This window comes from Pseudomonas sp. R11-23-07 (assembly GCF_003852295.1).
Classification (GTDB): domain Bacteria; phylum Pseudomonadota; class Gammaproteobacteria; order Pseudomonadales; family Pseudomonadaceae; genus Aquipseudomonas.
Genome location: NZ_CP027761.1, coordinates 1,711,034 through 1,729,890 on the forward strand (window position 1 = coordinate 1,711,034; position 18,857 = coordinate 1,729,890).

The following is an 18,857-nucleotide window of genomic DNA, read 5'->3' on the forward strand; positions in this document are numbered from 1 at the left end:
GCTTTAGTTGGCACCTAGGTTGGTGCCGGGCACTCGGATGTGCTGAAGGGAGCAACACATGTCTACGAGTAAAAAGGTGCAGGCCGAGCAGTCCGACAACGTTGAATTTAAGGATCTGAATCAGCGTGAAAAGTTAGTGTTGCAGATGTTCCGGCAACTTGATCAGCAGCAGCAAAAGGACATTCTGCGATTCATGGCTGTGCTATTAAACACTTAATGACTGAGGAACCCGGCTGTGCCGGGTTTTTCTCTTTACGGCGTGCTGAATATCACACCCCTACTGCTTGCATCCTCTTCCACTCACGATCTACCGCTCGCTTGGCCGTCTTCTCACTCGCATACAGCCAGCGCAACCGCCTCGGCCTTGTTTGATCCCCCGCAGTAATCGTTGTTTCTTTCCCGGTTTTCTGATCGCGGTAGTAGGCGATGATCCCCGTGTAATCTCCCTTGTTCTCTTCTGCCAGGTCTTCAACATTGTCCTTTGGGAGCTTGCTTTCCAGCTCCAAGCTGACTGTATAGCCGCTGTTCGGGCTCAGGCTGTGCTGCACATTGCCGCCGTACCAGATGATCTCGTCGATCTCATCCTTGACGCCCTGCAGTGTGTAGGTCAGTTCGGGGATCAGATCCGGCCGGCCCATCGCGAGCGTGTAGCTGAGCGTGGCGCTGCCGCGCTGCAGGCGTCGAAATTCGGCCCTCGCGGCCCTGAGTGCTGACTGCTGGTCGCTGTAGGTGTGGCGCAGGTCTTTGAGATTGTCACCGCCACCGGCAATCGCTTCCTGTTTCTTAGCGCTGTGCACGTCGTAAAAATATGCACGCACCCCGTCGTAGCTGTCGCGATCTGCCTGCAAGTAGCGGTGCTGGTCACCATCGGCGCGGGTGAGGGTAATGTGGGGCAGGGGGAGCCCGCTGGCCGTCTTGCCGACACCGGCGGGGATGCACAGCAGGCACCCAGCCTTGACGCTGGCCACCGCGTCGAACTCTTCGCCCAAGCGGGTAATCAGGTTGGCATCCGACTCGTTGGCCTGGTCAAGCTGCAAGATCGGCAGGGCACCGAGCGCACCGGCCACAGTCGACGTGAGGTTGTTTCCCATGGCGATGTCGCCGATGACCTTGCCCAGCGTGGTATTGCTCCAGCTGCGTTCGCGTTTGGTCTTCAGCCCTTTACGCAGATCTGCAGATCGAGCGCGAATGCTGAGCACGTCCGGTGCGCCAGTGTGTTCCGTCTCGTCGACGGTGTAGGTGCCTTTGTCGACCAGGCCGGTGTCGCTCCACCCCAACCATAAACGTAGCACCGCGCCCTTGGGCGGTATCGACAGCAGGCCGTCATGGTCGCTCAGCGTAATCGTGAGCTGGTCGGCCTCGACGCCGCGGTTGTCTGTGAGATCGAGGTTCATCAGCCGCGGGCTCACCTTCATGGCGATATCGTTGCCGTCCACTGTGAGACGGAAGGCAGGGACAGGGTAGGCGGCATCCCGAACGAAGCGTTCCGCCGTGTCCACCAGGTAACCGGTGACTTTGGACAGCGCGGCCTCTATCACAACAGCCCCCGCAGAATGCTGAGCCCGGTACTGGTCGCGGCGCCGAGCAGGTCGATACGGTCATCATCGGTACGCTTGAGCGTAAGGGTGAACTCAATGCGCTTTGGCGTGCCGTCTCTGAAAAATACAGTTTTGGTCTCGCTCAGGCTTTCGATCACCCACAACCCGTATATCCGGCCTGTACCTTCAACCATCGGCCAGGCCTTGCCGGTGTTCGCCATCAAACGCAGAGCGTCCAGGCTGAGCACGCTGCCAGCCAGTTCCGGGAGGATGATGCCGGGCAGGGTGATCGTGTCGTCGCCACGGCCTACAAACTGTAGTGCGGGTGCCGCCCCGACTCGGCTGTTGCTGGCATGGCGCCAATTGGTTTGGCGCTGCAGCTCCTGGTAAGCGAGGGTCGATAGGCTGAATACGAACATGCCGAGGCTGAGCATCATGGTGATTAATCCCGGTCCGATAACTTGCTGCGCTGACGGGCGCGTTTCTCGTTTTCAATCTTGTTGAGCATGGCGCGCAGGCTTTTCTCCATGGCTTGCATGTCCAAGCCGGGGGCCGCTGCGATGGTGATTTCGTAGGTGTCGTGGCTGTCGTAAACCGTCGATGTGCCCGCGCTGCTGATCGGAGGACGATCATCGACCGCTAACGCCGGCATGGCTGTGGCGGTGAGGGCCAAGGTGCCGGCCGCAGTCAGTTGCTTGCCCATGTTTGACAACGCGTTGAGCGGCCCCTTTTGTCCGCCCTCCAGGCCCTTTGTCAGCCCTTCCATGGTGAAACCACCCAGCTCAGCGAACACCCGCGACGGGCTGTGGATGCCCAACTTTTCCTTGAACCATCCGATGCTGGAGTCGCCGATGGAACTGATAGCACCCTTCACGGCGCCGAGCCCGTCGGTCAAGCCTCTTACCAGACCGTTGACGATCATGCCGCCGAATTCAGTGAATTTGCCCGGCAGCTCCGCGCCGAAGTAATTCATCACACCAGCGAACGCCTGGTAGAACAGCCCGAGCGGGTTGAAGCCAGTGATCAGTTGCAGGATGCCCTTCAGGCCCAGGTCAAAGCTCGCTTTGATTGTGGACCACACATTGACTACACCAGTCGCGATTGACCCGATGGCGCTTTTGATAGCGCCAAAGCCAGCGGTCAGGCCGTTGACCAGGCCGTTGATGATCATGCCGGCGAACTCTGTGAATTTGCCAGGCAGCTCCACTCCGAAGTAACTCATCACCCCGGCGAAGGCCTGGTAGAACATCCCCAATGGACTGAAGTTGATGATCAGCTGCAGGATGCCCTTCAGGCCCTGGTCAAAGCTGGCTTTGATGGTGGTCCACACGTTGGCTGCGCCGGTTGCGATAGAGCCGATGCTCTGCAGCAGTGTCATGAGCATGTTGCCGACGGCTGCACCGAAGCGCTGGCCCATCGACTGCGCAGCACCGCCAACGTCGTCGACCGGCTTCAATAGGTCGCTGAACCAATTGATCACACCACTGATACCGGAAGAGATCATGTTGAACAGCGGGCGGACGATTCTGCCCAGCAGACGCAGTGCGAAACCGATAACCGGAATGGAGTAGGCCGCTTTGGCCAGGCTGACCAGCAAACCGCCGAACTTGCCGAACCCGGCAAGGACAGGCTGCAGGGCATCAGTGAGCCCCTGCCAGAAGCCGAGGAAGAACCCTTTAATCGGCTTCCAGTACTTGTAAATCAGCAACGCGGCGGCGACCAGGCCCGCGACAGCGGCGATCAGCCACCCTACCGGGGTTGCCAGGATGGCCGCACCGACCGCGCTGATGGCGCTGCCGAGCATTGGAAACACGCTGACTGCCGCAAGCCGCGCAGAATTGATTAGGGTTGGAATGACACTCACCATGCTGCCGGCGGCGCGACTGGCCGTGACCGTCTTCCAGATTCGTCCCATCCGGCCCACCTCTACACCGGCGCCTGCAGCTGCGATGCGGGTTCCGATTAGTTGCGCTTTGATACTGCCCAAGCGAATGCCGAACATCGCCATGCCGTACCGCAGCACTGCGAAGGGGCCGAGCATGCTTGCCATGGTCAAGGCCAGTGTGCCGAACACCACCGCAGCAGCTGCTACAGCGGCCACAACTTTCACCAGGCCTGCGGCCAACTTCGGGTTTTCTCTAGCCCAAGTTCCAACCCCGTTGGCAAGTTCGCCCAGGGTGCTAATGAGGATCTTCAGCTCGGGAGCAACAGCAGCGCCGAACTCTGCCTGGGCGTTGGTGAAACTGCCCTCGGCGGCTTCCATGATGTTGGTTAGAGTGCCGAGCTGTTCGTTGACGCGGGTACGCAGATCAGCCTGGGCTTGCAGCTTTTGCTGGGCTTCTTCGTAACCCGCCAGACCCTTATTCCTCATGGTGTTCAAAACACGCATGGTTTCGGCGTCATCACCGAACAGCTCCTTAACAATCGCTTTCCGGTCTTCGTCATTGAACGCTTTGAGCTTTTCTACTTGCGCGTACAGGTTTTTCAAACCTGCGAAATTGCCCTTGTCATCGGTAAATTTGAGTGAAATATCCTTGCCGCTGGATTTCGCAATGTTGTTGGCTTTTTCGACCTTGTCCTTATTAAGGCCCGCGTCGAAAATCTTGCGGAAAGCGTTACCGGCTGAGCCTCCCTCCATGCCTACCTGGTCCATCATGACGAGTAGGGGGGCCAACTCCTTGGCTGCATCGAGCCCTGCCTTTCTGATGTTATCCATAACAGGGGCGATGTTGCCGAACCCCTGCAGCATGTTGCCCGGGTCAACGCCGGCGTAGAAACCGCGCTGTATGGTATCCATCAGGGCCATCATGTCTTTTTCGGCGGTTCCGGTAGCGTCCTGCATCTTGGCGGCGAATTCCGCTGCCTCTGTCGCTCCCATGTTCAGCTGCACACCCAGGTACGCAGCCGCTTCACCAGTGCCGCCCAGGATGCTCTTAGCACTCAGGCCCTGGCGCCGAAGCATCGTCATCATGTTCTGGAAGTCTGCCGTGGTACCTGGCAGGCGGTCGCCCAGCTTGGTGGCCAGGTCTGTGATCCTCTGAAAGTCCTCCGAGACCTTGCCGGTGTCGTCCATCATCGACACCTTGAGCTGAGTGGCTGAATCCTCATTCGGGGCAAAAGCTTTGATTGCCGACACCACTGGGCGGCTGGCGGCATAGCCCGCGCCAAGGCTGGTGGCGCCGGACACAGCAACACTGCCAGCCAGGCTCTGGGTTTTATCGTAGGTGGCGCGGGCCTTCGCCAGGCTGTCCTGCTTGTGCTTCAGCGCATCCAGTTGGTCCATCTGCAATTTCATAGCCTGGGTGGCGGTGTCGATATCGCGCTTGAGCTTCAGCTCGTGCGCGCCCAGGGCATTGGTGTTTATGCCGGCGTTTTTGAGCTGCTCGCCGAGGTTGGCAAGCTTTACCCGCTGCTGGCCGTACTGCTCGCCCAAGCGTTTCGACTCGGCGGTGTGCTGTTTCAGCAGCGCGAGCTGATCCTTGAACGGGCTTTCCAGGCGGCGGATCTCGTCGCGCAGACTGGCATGGCCGGCACGACTGGTGCGCAACTGCGCGTTGTTAAGTGTGAACCGGTCAGCCAGGGCCTTTTCCTTGGCTGCGAGCTGGTCCAGCTGGGTCTTGCGCTCCCGCTGTGCGGCCGTGAGGCGGGTGTATTCGTCGTGCTGTGCTCGGGTCAGGGCATTGCCCTTTTGCATCACGGTATTGAGGGCAGCGATCTGGCTGGCTGATTGGCGGTGTTCGTCGCTCATCAACCCCAGGGCATTGCGTGTCCCGGTGAGTTCGCGCTTGAGGTCGGTCTGACTGGTTTTGAGCGCGTCGACCTTCTGCCGCGACTTGTCGAACAGCGCCTGAGTCGGCGCGAGCTGCTGCCGGACTTTGGCCGTTTCGCGGGCGAGTTCGCCTACCTTGGTGTTGTTGGCGGCGAGCGCCTCGGATGTCGCGCGGGTGGCGGCCTGCAGTTCGCGCCAGGCGCCGACGTCGCGTTGCTGGGTGTTGAGTTCTTTCAGGCGGTCGCGAGCGGCTTTGAGGGCTCGGGCGGTTTCCTTGCTACCGCCCGTGATTTTGTTCAGCGGACCTGTGGCTTTGTCGATGGCGCTGAGCAGCACCTGAAGTCTCAGATCATTCGCCATCGTTGGAACTCCGCACCCTGGCGCGCTCGCGCCAGTCCATCAGGTCTTGCAGGCCCAACTGATCCATATCAGCCGGTGCCCAGTGAAAAACCACGGCCAGATCAGCCATAGCGTCCTCTACGCGACGAGGGATGCATCCGTCTTCGCCGACTTCTGCAACAAAAAACCGGAGACTTTGCTGCTCAAGGCCAGCAGGTCGGCCGGGTCCATGCCGGCAACTTCGATGGCGCTGATGCTTGGCGAGCTGATGCGCGGCAGAACCTTGATCAGACTGCCAACGTCCATCTGCAGCAGCTCCACCAGGCTCACGCCCCGCAGCTCGCCCGAGTTCGGTTTGCGCAGGGTGATGCTCTCGATGTTAGTGGTGCCGCGACGGATCGGCGTGTCGAGGATGACGGTGTTGTCGTCGGCCAGCTGCTGCACGTCGGGCTGTTCGATGGGTTCGTTCTTCATGGGATTTGCTCCTGGTAATTAAAGTGTGAGTCTCGATCGAACGGACGGGTCAGATGCCCATGGCGGTGCGATGCTTCTCCAGCATGTCCACGCCGTTGACCTTCTCGACGAAGTTGAGCAGGTCGATTTCGATGATTTCTTCGCCATCTACCGTCAGCTTGTAGTAGCTGCAGGTGGTGGTCATGGAGTGCTCAGTGTCCTCACCGGGCTGGGCGTCGCCCATTTCGATGGTTTCGTGGCGACCGCGCACAACCACTTCCACACTGCTGACTTCGCCCGTGTCGTCCTGCTGATACGGGCCAGAGAATCGCAGGGCCACGCTGGAGGCGTTGACCGCGCCGAACTGGCGCAGAGAGATCAGATCGAGGCCGCCGGTCTTCCATTCGAACTGGATGCCGTCGTCGGACATGCCCAGGTCAGCCTTGACCGGGCCATTCATGCCGCCGCCGCGATAGGCTTCCATCTTGCGGCCGAGGGAGGGCAGGGTGAGAGACTTCACCAAGCCGAGGTAGCTGTTGCCGTCATTGAACAGGTTGAGGTTTTTCAGCTTGCGTGGCATTGCCATGGCGGTGTTCTCCGGGATACGGGGTCAGGGTGAACTCCCCTTGCGGGGAGGCCCGGTCTAGCTGTTGATGCCCTTGGCGAAGTCGATCAGGTAACGATCGGTGATTCGCTGGCGGAAGGTGAGGTCTTCAAGCGGGGGCACAGGGGTATAGTCGTAATCGACCCACAGCTTGCCGGCCTTAAGGGTGTCCTTGGTGTTGACGTCGTCGGGATACCAGCAACTGCCGCCGATCAGATAGCCCTGGGACTTCAGCTCGCGCATCTTGGCGTTCACGCCTTCGACCAGGTCGCGTACCAGGGAGGCGTGCATAGGCCTGTCGATAGCCCACATGTGCGCTTCGCCCATGGTGTCGGCGATGATTTGCGCGGTGCGGGTGTAGTTTTCGAAGGCGAACAACGGATCATCGCTGCAGGTGCGGCTACCCCAGAAGCGGAAGCCGTTGGCGTTGATCAGGGTGGTGACGTCGTTGCTGTTCAGGTAGTTGGCGTCCGTGGCCGGGTTTTGCAGATCCCAGAACACGTCGGCGCTGATACCGGTCACGCCGCTGACGGCCACGTTGGACAGGGTTTTATGCCAGCCTGTCTCCTGATCGATCTTGGCGCGCAGGCCAAGCGCACGGGCCACAGCCGAGGCGATGGTGGTCTTGTTGGCGACGGTGTCCCAGTTCTGGAAGTCCGGCCAAATCACCATCATTTCGCGGGCGCCGAAGTTCGCGCGGTAAGCGACCACCTCTTCCTTGGTCTTGCAGCCCCAGGCGCTGACGTAGGCAAAGGCGCGGAGGTCTTTGGCGATGGCGCCGAGTGCGGTGGCCACCTGCAAACTGTCCAGGCCAGGCACGCCGAGGATGCGCGGGGCCATGCCCACGCGAGACTTGGAGGCGAGCAGGGCTTTCATGCCGGTGTACTGGCCGGTCGGTGTGGTGCCGCCGATCAGGGCGCTGGTAGTGGCCGCTTCGTCGGCACCTTCTTTGACCCGCACGACGATGACATAGGGCTTGGTCTGGTCGGCGATGCCTTGCAGGCTCGCCGCCAGGGTGCCCTTTACGCCGGCTTTGCCGACGGCAGTCTGCACGTTGGTGATCAGGACGGGCGTGTCCAGAGGGAAAACGAGTGGGTCCGCATCTTCAGCCGTGCAAACCATGCCGATAACTGCGGTGGGAATAGTGCGAATGGGGCGGGTGCCGTCGTTGAGTTCGATGACCCGCACGCCGTGGAGATAATCGGCCATGTGTTGGTGCCTGCGCTGTGATGGAATGACAGTGCAGAGGTTGCCGCGCGCGCGCCGGCTGGGCGAGCGCGGCACCTTGTAGGGGCCGCGTTTACAGGGGGAGTTTTATCGAGCCTGGTCTTTAATCCAGGCTGGTGGTACTGGACGTTTGCCGGTATCGGGGAAGTTGTCCGATTGAGGCCAGTCGCGCAGCTGCTGCATGTAGCTTAGCAATTCAGCGTATTGTTCGGCGGTGAGCGTTGTGTCGGCGCCCATCTCCGCCTGATCACGGTGGCGATCTCGCAGCCAGACGAGGTCAAGTAGCTCTGAGTCTCGCCAGCGCCGCTCTTCATTGGCCGCTTCTTCAACAGTCGATTTAGGTAGCGTCTGCCCCCCATCGGCAACCCATTCTAAGTAGGACACCCAGTCCTTGTTGCCCATGTCGTCCGGGACAAACACCAGGTCGGGCATTCGCTGAACGCCGGCTACCGTAAATCTGTACGCAAGATCATTCATTGTCATTACCTCAAAGTTCCGCGTCGGCGGTCCACTCGATCTGAAGGGTGAAGCCGGGGACAGAGCCGCTTGGCGGCACGCAAGACAATGCGAAGCCTGTAGCCCATAAGCTCTGGATATTGGTCTGCGTGCAGGGCCTGCCGAGCGATTGCGCCCACACTTCAGAGGTCTGCTCACCAGGGGAGAACAATCTCAACGTAGGCACAACGCGTTTCACTTCCCTGAAGTCCATACGCAAAGCCGACTGTGAGGACTGCGCTGCTGCGGATTGCGTGAAGCTGGCGATGCAGGTGGAAGGACCGTTGTTCGACTTAAGGGGGTGGTCCTGCAGGAACGACTTTTCGAAGTAGCGCAGGCATGCGCGGTACTCCTCCTGGTGCGTCCTGTAATCGTACGGAGTCGCCACGCTGCCGGACTCGATCTGAACGTTGGTAATGTCCGTGTAATGGGCACCAGTTCCCCAACTGGCAAAGATAACTTCCAGGAAGTCATTGGCGACGCCCTTGTTCTTGTTCACCACGCCGCCCAGGTCGAGGGTGACGACGTATTTTTTATATACCGTTGTCAGCTCCACCGAGGTGCCCACATCGACGTTCGGCTCGGTTGAGTTCACTCCAAAGTTCTGGCGAAGAATCACCGCACACGTATGTGGAACGCTGGTTTTCATATAAAACGAGACCGTGACCTTCCCGCCGGCCAGTGTTTCGACGTTTTCGATACGCTGACTGAGGTTCCAGCCCTGGCCTTCACCCTGGCGCGAAAGTCTCAGGGCAAATTTTGCTTCGTTGATATTGGCGTCCTGCTCGAGGGGCAGTTGGCTCCAGTTACAGGTTGCGTTTTTTGGGCTGTAAATCATCCAGCGGTCCGGGCCGAACGTGCTTTCGGGGTCACCGTTGGCTTTTCCGACGACGCCTGACTTGCCCCGCTGCCAAATCTGGAATGCACCGTTGACCAACCGGTTCTTGCGGAATACGTGCACTGGGAACTGCTGGAGTGGGCTCTCGATCTGGTTGCGCACTGTCTCGGTGTTCGCCACCCGCTTCGATCGGTCATTAACCGGCGGGGTTGGGGCGTTCTGCCCACCTGCCCATTGAAACGAGAGAGGCGTGGTGCCCAACACAATCGGCGCGTCGGTGATCAACTGCCAGAGCGTGTCGCCATTGGCGGCGCCGCGCTCAACGTGAACCAACAAACCAGGTGTCACCTCCGCGCCGATATCAGCATCCGCAGTACGGGTCCAGATTTCGGCGGTGGTGAGGTATAAGCCATTGTCTTTGCCCTGGGCCTGGTCTTTCACCAACACCCGCGAACCCACCGGCACTGCCACGCCGTCGATGGTCTGCGCACCGGCCAGGACTACTGGGCCGGTGGTCGCTACCAGCACCGACTGCTTCACATCCTGCTGATTGATGGCGTCAGTGATGGAGTCCGTCACGAACTTGCGAGTGGCGAGCACGACTGCCGGATCGATCATCAGCACCACGTTTGCCGCGCTGGATACGATGAAGTTCATGCGTATCACCTGTGTCCGACCGGAGCCTTGGGACATCAGGGGCTTATAGGTAGGTGCGCAGTTCGCCACGGCGACTAAGTCGCCATCAGCGTCATAGAGCCCGATCTCGTTGATCCACCACCCGCCATCTTCCGCCGGGATGATCTGCTCGGCGATAAGGATGTTCGGGTTGGCCGGGTCAATTGTGAGTTTATTCAACGGCCTCCGGCGTCGTTCGTTGATTAACTTTTTTTGGTTGCGATCCGGTACTGGATTAGTTTCGTTTGCGTCACCAACCCCCATGTCCGTTAGCTTCCAAGGAATGCCGAGCGCGTCCGCATTGGCCTGCTTGGCTTCACCTATGGCCGTGAGAATCGCAAAAAACTGAGAGTTGGAGTTGATCATGGATAGATGTCCAAGGTGTCGATGGAATGTTCACGACCCGCCACGCCGACGTAGCACGCAAGGTCGATAGCGCCTGGGATCGGCGGATAGGTTTCGAGGGTGTCGATGGTGTGTTCCCGACCCACGGCACCGATAACGCCCGTGATCTCGATGTCGCGAAGGACCGGCGGATAGACGTCGATCTCGTCGCCGTCGTAGGTGCTCGCGAAAATGTGGATGCTTCCTGTGGTCTCGAGACTGATGGCAAGGCCGGTAAGATGGCGCGTAACTGGCCTGGCATCATCAATGAGCCAGGTCAGTTCCTGGTACATCTCTTCGGTAATGCCGGTTTCCAGCACACCCACCTTTATGGCGAACGTGCCCGGTACGCCGTTCGGCGTGGTTTGCCACCACTCAAGCACTTCAATCAGGTAGCCGAGTGGTTCCACCACGCGACGCAGAGCGCCGATGGTGCCTTTACGTGAATGAATGTAATGCGATGACCGGATGGCTGCGCGTTTAGCTGCCTCGCTCCATTTGCCGTCCCACCGGTCGACCGAAAAGGCCCATGCCAGATAAGGCAGCAGCTCCACCGGGCATGTATCCGGGTTGCACAGTTGACGCAGGGGGATCGGCACGCGCTGGATCTGCGCGAGCGCCTGAGCCGCCTGGCGCTCCAGCGGCGTGGAGTTCGCCGGAAGCAACTGTTGCGCTGCCATTACTCGGCGCCCCGGTTCAATGTGATGCCGGTGCAATAAGGCGCTTGAGCCTTGGTCGCGACGATGTCCACCCAGTCCTCCAGTTCGACTTTGCGCACGCCTTCGACGTGGAGCGCAGCATGGAGGGCCGATTCCGAAACCTCCATGCCCAAACGCCGCCGTTGATGAACGTAGGCCTGCAGCCGCTGTTCTGCAGCAGCCAGGATAGGTTCAGACTCGGGGCCGCTCGACAGCAAATAGAGCTTGGCCTTGACCTGGTAATTCAGGATCTGCGCGCCCTGGACAGTGAGACGGTCGGCCACCGGCCGGCGGTCATCGTCGCTCAAGTAAGCGTTGACGGCGGCAAGCAACTCGGGGGGCGCCGTGCCATCGCCCAGCAATGACTGAACCGTGACCACGGCGACGGCAGGCGAGGGGCTTTCGGCGGTGGCGTCGGCTACCCGACCGTCCGCTGCCCTGGCGTGGAAGATGTAGCTGTTGCGCGGGCCGGCAGTGCTCAACCCTTCCCAGGCCATCTGCGCGCGTTCGCGCAGGCTATCGTCGCCTTCCATCAGCTTTGGGATCGGAGGCACAGCGTTGGCTTTGCTTTCCTGTATCACCAATCGCTTGACGTTGAAGTTTGCAGCTAACTGTTCCAGGTCAGTGCCCCGCGCGGTGGCGAGCAGGTTGGCAAGCGACGCTTCGTTGACCCGCTGACGCCATACGGTCTCGCGGTAGGTGTTTTCCTGCAGCAGCTTGGTGAGCGGCTCCGACTCTATCTCCAGGCGTGCCGCGATCTGGGCCTGCTCTTCGGCCGGCCAGAGGCTGATCATGTACGCCTTTCGCTCGGCCAGAATCTGTTCGAAGTCGATCTGCTCGACGATCTGCGGCGGTGGCAGCTGGCTGAGGTCGATGGCGGCGAAACTGTTCATACACTGCCTCCCAGCTGCAGCGGCACGCTGAGGCTCAACGGCTCATTGGTATCCACCACAGTGCCCTCCAGATCGATCGAGGCCTGGCCCTCCATATTTGCTCCCGCGAACTGCACACGGCTCAGGCTGATGCGGGTTTCCCAGCGCATAAGGGCCATGACGGTGGCCGCGTAGACGCGCAGACGGTTGACGTCGTTGAAGGGGTGGTCTACCAGCTCGGGCACCAAGCTGCCGTATTCGCGGCGCATTACCCGCGTGCCGATGCGGGTGGTCAGGATGTCGGTGATCGCCTGACTGATGTGCTCGCGCTCGCTGATGGCGCCGCCGGTGTGTCGATTCATGATGGGATGGGCACCCCGGATTGGTCGCTACCGGCCTTGACGCCGGCGTGCGGGTGTTTGACCAAGCTGACGCCGGCTGCGACCACGTCAATTGACACGTCAACCCGACCGGTGACGGTCTGATTCCCGGTCTGGATGTAGTCGCCTTTGTGTGTGATGTCGCCGACCAGATTGATGCCCCCGGTACTGATCAGATTGGTGGTGCCACCGTCGGCCAGTGTGGCGTTGAGATGGTGGACCACGCTGTCGTACTCGATCACCGTGCCGTCCGCGTAGGTACGACGGTGCAGGCCTTCGCGGTTGCCGTTGGCGGGGATGTGGTCACTGAATACGCCTGTCACGGCTATCCCGTTGGCGAGCTGGCCGGATGGGCTGAGCAGGATCACCTGTTCGCCGATAGTGGGCGGGTCCCATTCACGGTCTGCTCCGGCGCGCCATGCAAGCCAAGGTAGCCAGGCGGTGGTCAGCTTTCCGGTTGTTACCTGCACGCGCGGTGGCTCCATCTGCACGGCGGCGATGACGCCGAAGCGGATGAGGTTTTCGAGCAGGCGGGCGAGGGCGGCTAAATCGTTCATGGCGCCGATGGTGGCGCCACGCGCGTGCGGGCGCAGCTACGGCGCCTTGTAGGAAGGGGGCTTACAGTGTCAGGTGGGCCAATAAGCTGTCGCGTATCAAATCGAGGTCTTCGTCCGTAAAGCCCAATACCTCACGCTGTTCATAGCGCACTTCGGGCGCGTCTCGCTCCGCGCGGTCCTTCAATCCGAACTGGTGAACCCTAGCGATGCGGGAGATCCGCCCGGTAAACCCCACCGTCACGGCATTGCTGTCGCCTCGGGCCTTCATATAGGTCGCGGTGCGCAACTTTTTGAACATCTCAACCTTACGCCGGATACGGCCTTGCTTGCCGCGCAAGTCCCGCTTTTTCCGTGGTGCGAACTTGCTGCCATCCGGGTTTTGCTGTGTCAGTACGCGCTTTTGTTGGCTGCGCCGCAGTTCCTGGCCGATGGAGCGTGCGAGTTGATTGCGGGCGCCTGGCTGGAGCTGTTCCAACAGGCCGGACGCCCAGATCTCTAGAGCTTCCAGCTTATTTGTCATCGGGAACCGTCCATTCGCTGGCGTTGCCTTCGGAGCCTGGTACCCAATTAGGATCGAGGTAGCCCGCAACACGTTGCGGCTCGCCGGCATGTTTAACGGTGGTGTTGCCTTGAGCGTCTTTGCCCACCACCACCCGTTCCGTCAGGCGCAATGTGAGGCCGAGATCAACTTTTTCTTTATCAAGAATGTCGGCCTCGAACTGAATACCGGTCTGCATTTTTTCGTAGTTTTCCAGCAGCTCCGGTTGGTTGATGCTGATCCAACCCAGTACGGGCAGCATGACGCTGTCAGGGTGACCCGCAAAGGCGGTCAAGATGATCTGAAGATCGTAGCTGTACTCAAAAGAAAGGGTCGCCGCAGCGGTGCAGCGCACCTTGCCGTTGTCGATGAAGATCAGCAACAGGTCGGGGTTGTGCTTCAAGTCGGCAACGGTGGCCAGCAGGTGAGCGCGCAGGCTTTCGTGCTTGTTCATGGTTGGGCCTGCTGGTGTTTGTAGACCATGTCGACTTGGGCTGCGCACTCGGCCCAGGCGGCTTCGACGCGGTCCTGGTCGGTCAACTGGTCGCCATTAACGAGCGGGCTTGTCGCCGGCAGCTGGCACGGCACCACGGCCGGACAGCCAGTCACGGTAAGCTGCGGCGCCTGTGAGGGCGGGGCGTTCACGCAGCCGGCGAGCAGCGTCAGGGAGAGGCCGAGCAGCCCAGTCGCGTAGTTCGTCGTTTTCACGTTTCAGTTCCTCTATGGTTCGTGCGCGCTTTGCCAGGGCCTGGCGCAGCTGGTCCTGCTGGGCGCGCAGAGCGGACTGGCTTTCGCGTTCCTGCTGCAGGGTGGTGGTGAGAGTGTTGACGGTGGCCAGGTTACGGTTCGCGTCTTCGCGGGCTGTTTTGGCGGCGTCATTTGCCCGCGCGGCTTTGCCCTCGGCGGCGTCTATGCGCTGTTGCTGGCCCCAGATCAGCAGCGCCAGGGCACCGAGCAGCGCAATGCCGTACAGAGCCTGGCGCAGGGTGCTCACGCCCGGTACCAGCCGAGTTTGTTCATGGCAGCGGTGTCGAGCTGTTTAATCGGGCCGCGTACGATTACTGCCCTTGCGTTGTTCATCAGCTGGATGCACTCGGCCAGCCGCACCATGTCTTCCTGTTCGGTCGATTCCGGCACCACCAAAAGGTCACCGTCCTGCACCCTCAGTTTTTGAACCGCTTCGAAGTCGATCATGCCGCCACCCCTTTCCCGCACTCGCAGTTGGCGTGCCGCTCGTACGCTCGCTGAAGCTTGGTGTCGTAAAGGTTCCGCAGATAGTCCGGCCCGTTGTAGAGACGGGCGAACTCGGCCCATTTGCGGGCCTTCAGGGCCTTGTGCAGCGTCGGGTCCGTCTCGATGAAGCGGGTAAAGGCGTCGAATTGCTGCGATTCGCCGGCGCTCATTGCTGCCACAAATTCCTGCACGCTGGCGTAGCCAAGACGTTGCCAGTGGTAACCCATGATTTGAAAGGCGCCCCAGGACGCCGATTCCAGTGCGGCCGTGTCGTCGATCTGGCGGGCCATGGCCAGGCGTTGGTGCTCGGCGGTACCGCCGATGTAACCACCGGCCTTCGGGTTGACCAGGGCGGGATTGGTTGCAGCGAGTTCATCGGCGTGACGCTTGATCTGCGCCGGGTCATCACCGGTGTGTCGAACCTTCGCGAGCTGGCGGTACATGACGTGCCGTTCGAACAGGATCACCGGCTTGCCGTTTTCCAGGAAGCCTTTGCCTTTCGATTCCACTTCGTTGACGGCGTAGATAGTAGCCAGCGGCACGCCGAGGCGTTCAGCAGCGGTTACCAGGTCGTGGTTGCGCAGCAGTTGGGCACAGTCGCCGCCTGCCAGGCTGGATTGGGTCTTGGTACCGGCAACGCCATCGGCTACCAAGCCTACTTTCAACTGGTAAGCGCGTACGGCAATCTCGGTGGCGTCACCGTAGTGACCGTCCGGCACCAGGTTGGCACCGTACCTGTTGAGGTTCTTTTGCAGAATAAGCACCGCCTGCGAGCGGTCGCCGTGGCGAAGGGTGGTGGTCATGCACTGGGCCTCAACAGGGCGGCGACGTTGCCGCGTGAACGGAAAATCAGGATGCAGAGCAGCACGATGGCTGTGGCCTGGCCGAAGCTCGTCGGCTGACGGTCCAGTAGGATTTCCAGACCGCAGATGCAGAGCACTCCGCCAAACAGGCTTGCCAGCAGGGAGATGCTGCGCCGGTACCGCGCTTCACCTCGGGTGTAACAGGCCAGGCGCAGAGCGCTCAGCAAGTAGGCGATTGCCGCGATCAACTGCACGGCCAGTTCGATGTTCGGCATATCAGGTGCCCCCTCGGATGCGACGCCAGATGTCCCAGATATCCGCCTTTTCCACCCACACCATCAGTTTGATGCTGATCGGGATGACCACCAGGGCACAGAGGAAAGCGCTACCGCCGCTGGTGATGAACGGGATTGCTTGCAAGGCCATGGGGGCGAACAGGTATCCCACCCCGGCCGATAGGAACAGAGAGCCCAGGCGCTGCCAGACCTTGAGGTCGCGCTTGGTGCTGGTGACCAGCCAAGCGCCGAGGATGGCGCCGAACAGCGCCCCGTCGTCGATGACTGGCGTGACGCTTGCCAGGCCCAAGCCAATGAGCAGGCCGGACACAACGCTGGAAGTCGGATCAGCCATGGTGTGGGTTTCCTTGGTAGCAGTGGGTCAGTCCCATAGGTTCACCATCTGCCGTTGTGGCGCGCTGGTCTGGGCTTCGGGCATGTTGATAACGAGACCTTGCGGCAGGACGGGGCCGTTGTCTGCCAAGCCGGGGTTCGCCTGCAGCACCGCTTCGGTGACGCCCGCGGTTCGGCCGTAATACCGCCAGCACAGGGCGTCGACGGTGTCGTTTTGATTGGCGCGGACGGCGACGGCCATCAGATCAGCTCCACGGTAGTGCGGCTTTTCCTGAGAAAATCACGGATGGCCCAGCGCAGGTCGCGGCGGTAGTCGTCAATGGTGGGTGCGACCTCTTCGGCCTGTTTGTTGCCGGTGTTGGTGGCGCTGTAGTCGCGGTAGCGCTCGCATACTTCGGCACCAGTTCCTGCCTCGATCGCACGACGATAGAGGTGGGCCTGTACTGATACGTCTTTGATGCGATCACCTGGGACCTCTTCCAACGTGGTGTAACCGGCGGCTTGCTGAGCCGTTCGCCAGTCGCTTAACTCGCGGTTGAGGTTGATGGCGGCAGCGATCACGGCGGTTTCCAGACGAGCTGGGGTGACGCTGGAGTCGATGCGCAGGGTGGCGCGCAGGCTATCCAGATCAATCGACGGCCAGAACGGGTCGGTGTTGACGTGGCCGCTGGCGACGGTGCCGCTGGCTACAAATGCGCTCATAGGGAAGGACCCCGGCTGTCCGCGCGGGTAATCTCACGCCGGATCTGCTGCGTTGTGAATTCGGGATGTTGCGTGCAGAGGTAGCCAAACGCCCGCACAGCGTTGCGATTCGAAAGGCCCCGTTCGTGCGAGTTGGCAGGCATGATGGCGCCGCGTATGACGGGGCCAGTGCAGACGGTGCGGTCGTATGCCTCTGTTTCAGCGACGTACTGTTCAGCCGCTGCAGACATGCGTCGTTCGGATTCCGTAGGGGTGAAAGCACTCTGGTAGGGATTGGCAAAGGCGGTGTTCATGACGGCTCCGATAGATCGCCGGTGGTCGGGGCTTCACGTTCAGGAGGAGCGGCCTGGCCGATCCGCCCCGAGCCGGCGGGGTGCGTGGGGACGCTCGGTTAGCTGCCGGTGGCAGCGTGTTTTTTCAGGAGGCGTTCGGCGCCGTCCAAATCTTTTTTGCCGCCGCATCCGTCGTGCAACTCGATGGCGCGCTTGAGCAAATCAATGCCCGCCTGGATCTGCCCCGGTTGACCGGGTTCCTCGGCGGTGATGCCATTCAGGGTGGCGCGGCCGGTCGCCAGGAACAGCTTGGCGCGGGCTTGGTCGGGCATGTCCTCGTCTTCGGTCAGCTCTACCGTGCGGTGCAGGATCGCCAAGTCGAAAGAACCATTGGCCTTTTGAGCTTTCAGTGCTGCAGTGGCGATTTCTTCCGCCACCAGGCAACCGGTAGTGCGTTCGAAACGGTCCGGCATGATCAGCTTGTGCTTGAGCACGTAGTCGGCAATGTCCAGGGCGCCTCTGTAGTCCTCGACATCGATGCGCCAGATCATGACGGTAGTCATCACGTCGTCCTGGGCGCCGTTGCCAGCCTGGAGCACACCCTCTACATACGGGATGTACTCAGGCAGCAGTTGCAGTTTGAGTGCGGCCTTGCCTTCGTTGGACTGGATGGCCTTCAAGCGCAAGCGGTCCTGCAGCAGCTGATTCAGTTGGTGCTCGTAGGCGGTGGCACCGGCCATGGATTGCTGTGGTGCCGTTTTAGCTGCCTCCATGGCCGCGCGTGCGCGGCGCTGGTGGGCTTGAGCGATGCTGAGTGCCATGGGGTTAACCCTCGCTGCCGGCTTCTTCGACTGGGGTGATGTTTTCCAGCAGGCAACCAAGGCCGTATTCCTCGACCACATATGCCTCGTTCGACGATTCGAAGTTGCTGACGCGGTTCCACTCCGGCTCCTCTTTGAGGTAGCGGCGGCGCCCACCGATCTGCCAGTACACCGACAGGTTGGCGAAGGTGGTGATGAGGATGGCGCCTTCCGGCATATACGGCACTTCGTACAGGGGCAGGCCACCGACGCGGCGTTGCGAGATGATCAGATCGCTCGCCAGGGTGTTGGTCGCGTCCTGGTCCTTATTGACCAAGGCCAAGAACTTGTCGTGGACCAGCTCGCGACCAGTCAGCACTACCAGGCCGGGGTTACGGCGATACCAGGGGTCAAGCAGCTGGATGGCGTCGTAGACCAGGGCGTCGATGTTCTTAAAATCACCGGTTTTGCCGATAGTGATCTTGCCGGCGACAGCACCTTCTTTCAGCACTCGGTCAGGCGCGTGAGTGCGGTACTGCTGGAGCCAACCGATGTTGACGTCTTCCAGCAATGGGTGCGCGGTGCGGTCGGTTTGTTCGGCGGCCGAAGTGCCGTAGAAACCGATTTGGATACGGTCGAGCGCCTGACGTTGGGCAATTGCGCTGGCAAGACGAGTTTGGAAGTCAGGGAACTTCGCCCAGGCGTCGAGCTGCTTGTAACTGACGTAGGTGTCAAAGTCGGTCTGCTCTGCCCGGTATTTGTCGCTGGACAGGGTGCCAATGCTGCTGGGCTCACGCTTCTTGACCTTGGTGTTGGTGCGGCTGGCAACGGTGCCGCCGACGCCTAAACCGACCTTCTCGCCTTCCTGTTCGTCGACGCCGATGACGTTGACTTTGGTCAGGAACTCGCTCGATTCCTGAATCTTGGTTTCCAGGCGCTGCTGGATAGTCGGGTCCACGCTAAACGTGGCGGTGGCCGATTCGACGCCGTTGATCTGTGCCACTTGGGCGAGGTAGCCGGTGAAGAGTTTTCGAGTGTCGTTACGCATGGG

The 18,857-nt window shown here is 60.7% G+C and carries 27 protein-coding genes; 1 reads left to right on the forward strand and 26 read right to left on the reverse strand.

What is annotated here, in order from left to right:
* Positions 1-58: 58 nt before the first annotated feature.
* A complete protein-coding gene (locus C4J84_RS26250) occupies positions 59-217 on the forward strand; it encodes a hypothetical protein (RefSeq protein ID WP_164487813.1) in 159 nt (52 codons plus the stop codon).
* A gap of 52 nt (positions 218-269) precedes the next feature.
* Here the strand turns inward: C4J84_RS26250 and C4J84_RS07760 are convergent, their stop codons facing one another.
* The 26 genes from C4J84_RS07760 to C4J84_RS07885 form a co-directional block, all read right to left on the reverse strand.
* On the reverse strand, positions 270-1,538 hold the full coding sequence (locus C4J84_RS07760) for a phage late control D family protein (RefSeq protein ID WP_124435137.1): 1,269 nt from the start codon (positions 1,536-1,538) through the stop codon (positions 270-272).
* On the reverse strand, positions 1,535-1,975 hold the full coding sequence (locus tag C4J84_RS07765) for a phage tail protein (protein ID WP_124435138.1): 441 nt from the start codon (positions 1,973-1,975) through the stop codon (positions 1,535-1,537). The genes C4J84_RS07760 and C4J84_RS07765 overlap by 4 nt, the downstream gene beginning before the upstream one ends.
* A 5-nt stretch (positions 1,976-1,980) precedes the next feature.
* On the reverse strand, positions 1,981-5,667 hold the full coding sequence (locus C4J84_RS07775; RefSeq protein ID WP_256681398.1) for a phage tail tape measure protein: 3,687 nt from the start codon (positions 5,665-5,667) through the stop codon (positions 1,981-1,983).
* Positions 5,657-5,776, reverse strand: coding sequence for a GpE family phage tail protein (locus C4J84_RS07780; protein ID WP_082430453.1), 120 nt, complete (start codon positions 5,774-5,776; stop codon positions 5,657-5,659). Before C4J84_RS07780 ends, C4J84_RS07775 begins: the two co-directional genes overlap by 11 nt.
* A gap of 8 nt (positions 5,777-5,784) precedes the next feature.
* Complete coding sequence (locus tag C4J84_RS07785) at positions 5,785-6,120, reverse strand: phage tail assembly protein (protein WP_124435139.1); 336 nt, start codon at positions 6,118-6,120, stop codon at positions 5,785-5,787.
* Between the two features lie 49 nt (positions 6,121-6,169).
* Positions 6,170-6,685, reverse strand: coding sequence for a phage major tail tube protein (locus tag C4J84_RS07790; RefSeq protein ID WP_124435140.1), 516 nt, complete (start codon positions 6,683-6,685; stop codon positions 6,170-6,172).
* Between the two features lie 57 nt (positions 6,686-6,742).
* Entirely contained in the window at positions 6,743-7,912 is a 1,170-nt protein-coding gene (locus C4J84_RS07795) for a phage tail sheath protein (RefSeq protein WP_124435141.1), read from the reverse strand.
* A 105-nt stretch (positions 7,913-8,017) separates the two neighbouring features.
* The gene (locus C4J84_RS07800; protein WP_124435142.1) at positions 8,018-8,362 is read right to left on the reverse strand and encodes a phage tail assembly chaperone; all 345 of its coding nucleotides are present in this window, start codon (positions 8,360-8,362) and stop codon (positions 8,018-8,020) included.
* A gap of 55 nt (positions 8,363-8,417) precedes the next feature.
* Positions 8,418-10,304 carry a phage tail protein gene (locus C4J84_RS07805; RefSeq protein WP_124435143.1) on the reverse strand — a complete coding sequence of 629 codons (1,887 nt, stop codon included), beginning with the start codon at positions 10,302-10,304 and terminating at the stop codon, positions 8,418-8,420.
* Positions 10,301-11,002 (reverse strand): phage tail protein I, encoded by a 702-nt coding sequence (locus C4J84_RS07810; RefSeq protein WP_057704559.1) that lies wholly within the window; start codon positions 11,000-11,002, stop codon positions 10,301-10,303. The genes C4J84_RS07805 and C4J84_RS07810 overlap by 4 nt, the downstream gene beginning before the upstream one ends.
* Positions 11,002-11,913: a baseplate assembly protein gene (locus C4J84_RS07815; RefSeq protein ID WP_057704558.1), complete on the reverse strand. Its 912-nt coding sequence runs from the start codon at positions 11,911-11,913 to the stop codon at positions 11,002-11,004. The genes C4J84_RS07810 and C4J84_RS07815 overlap by 1 nt, the downstream gene beginning before the upstream one ends.
* Entirely contained in the window at positions 11,910-12,254 is a 345-nt protein-coding gene (locus C4J84_RS07820; protein ID WP_057704557.1) for a GPW/gp25 family protein, read from the reverse strand. Before C4J84_RS07820 ends, C4J84_RS07815 begins: the two co-directional genes overlap by 4 nt.
* Positions 12,251-12,829, reverse strand: a complete 579-nt coding sequence (locus C4J84_RS07825; RefSeq protein WP_057704556.1) for a phage baseplate assembly protein V — start codon at positions 12,827-12,829, stop codon at positions 12,251-12,253. Before C4J84_RS07825 ends, C4J84_RS07820 begins: the two co-directional genes overlap by 4 nt.
* Before the next feature lie 61 nt (positions 12,830-12,890).
* Positions 12,891-13,349, reverse strand: coding sequence for a phage virion morphogenesis protein (locus C4J84_RS07830; RefSeq protein WP_057704555.1), 459 nt, complete (start codon positions 13,347-13,349; stop codon positions 12,891-12,893).
* The gene (locus C4J84_RS07835; RefSeq protein ID WP_057704554.1) at positions 13,339-13,821 is read right to left on the reverse strand and encodes a phage tail protein; all 483 of its coding nucleotides are present in this window, start codon (positions 13,819-13,821) and stop codon (positions 13,339-13,341) included. The genes C4J84_RS07830 and C4J84_RS07835 overlap by 11 nt, the downstream gene beginning before the upstream one ends.
* A complete protein-coding gene (gene lysC / locus C4J84_RS26340; protein ID WP_256681399.1) occupies positions 13,818-14,012 on the reverse strand; it encodes an Rz1-like lysis system protein LysC in 195 nt (64 codons plus the stop codon). The genes C4J84_RS07835 and lysC overlap by 4 nt, the downstream gene beginning before the upstream one ends.
* Entirely contained in the window at positions 13,918-14,361 is a 444-nt protein-coding gene (gene lysB / locus C4J84_RS26390; protein ID WP_057704553.1) for an Rz-like lysis system protein LysB, read from the reverse strand. The genes lysC and lysB overlap by 95 nt, the downstream gene beginning before the upstream one ends.
* Positions 14,358-14,561: a hypothetical protein gene (locus C4J84_RS07845; RefSeq protein ID WP_057704552.1), complete on the reverse strand. Its 204-nt coding sequence runs from the start codon at positions 14,559-14,561 to the stop codon at positions 14,358-14,360. The genes lysB and C4J84_RS07845 overlap by 4 nt, the downstream gene beginning before the upstream one ends.
* Entirely contained in the window at positions 14,558-15,403 is an 846-nt protein-coding gene (locus C4J84_RS07850) for an N-acetylmuramidase family protein (protein ID WP_057704551.1), read from the reverse strand. The genes C4J84_RS07845 and C4J84_RS07850 overlap by 4 nt, the downstream gene beginning before the upstream one ends.
* Positions 15,400-15,678, reverse strand: a complete 279-nt coding sequence (locus C4J84_RS07855) for a phage holin family protein (RefSeq protein WP_057704550.1) — start codon at positions 15,676-15,678, stop codon at positions 15,400-15,402. The genes C4J84_RS07850 and C4J84_RS07855 overlap by 4 nt, the downstream gene beginning before the upstream one ends.
* A gap of 1 nt (position 15,679) precedes the next feature.
* Positions 15,680-16,033: a putative holin gene (locus C4J84_RS07860; protein ID WP_019818195.1), complete on the reverse strand. Its 354-nt coding sequence runs from the start codon at positions 16,031-16,033 to the stop codon at positions 15,680-15,682.
* 27 nt (positions 16,034-16,060) lie between these two features.
* Positions 16,061-16,273 (reverse strand): tail protein X, encoded by a 213-nt coding sequence (locus C4J84_RS07865; protein WP_057704549.1) that lies wholly within the window; start codon positions 16,271-16,273, stop codon positions 16,061-16,063.
* A complete protein-coding gene (locus C4J84_RS07870; RefSeq protein ID WP_057704548.1) occupies positions 16,273-16,734 on the reverse strand; it encodes a head completion/stabilization protein in 462 nt (153 codons plus the stop codon). Before C4J84_RS07870 ends, C4J84_RS07865 begins: the two co-directional genes overlap by 1 nt.
* Positions 16,731-17,027, reverse strand: a complete 297-nt coding sequence (locus tag C4J84_RS07875; protein WP_057704547.1) for a hypothetical protein — start codon at positions 17,025-17,027, stop codon at positions 16,731-16,733. Before C4J84_RS07875 ends, C4J84_RS07870 begins: the two co-directional genes overlap by 4 nt.
* A 98-nt stretch (positions 17,028-17,125) precedes the next feature.
* Positions 17,126-17,827, reverse strand: a complete 702-nt coding sequence (locus tag C4J84_RS07880; protein WP_057704546.1) for a terminase endonuclease subunit — start codon at positions 17,825-17,827, stop codon at positions 17,126-17,128.
* A gap of 4 nt (positions 17,828-17,831) precedes the next feature.
* Complete coding sequence (locus C4J84_RS07885; protein WP_057704545.1) at positions 17,832-18,854, reverse strand: phage major capsid protein, P2 family; 1,023 nt, start codon at positions 18,852-18,854, stop codon at positions 17,832-17,834.
* Between the last annotated feature and the right edge of the window lie 3 nt (positions 18,855-18,857).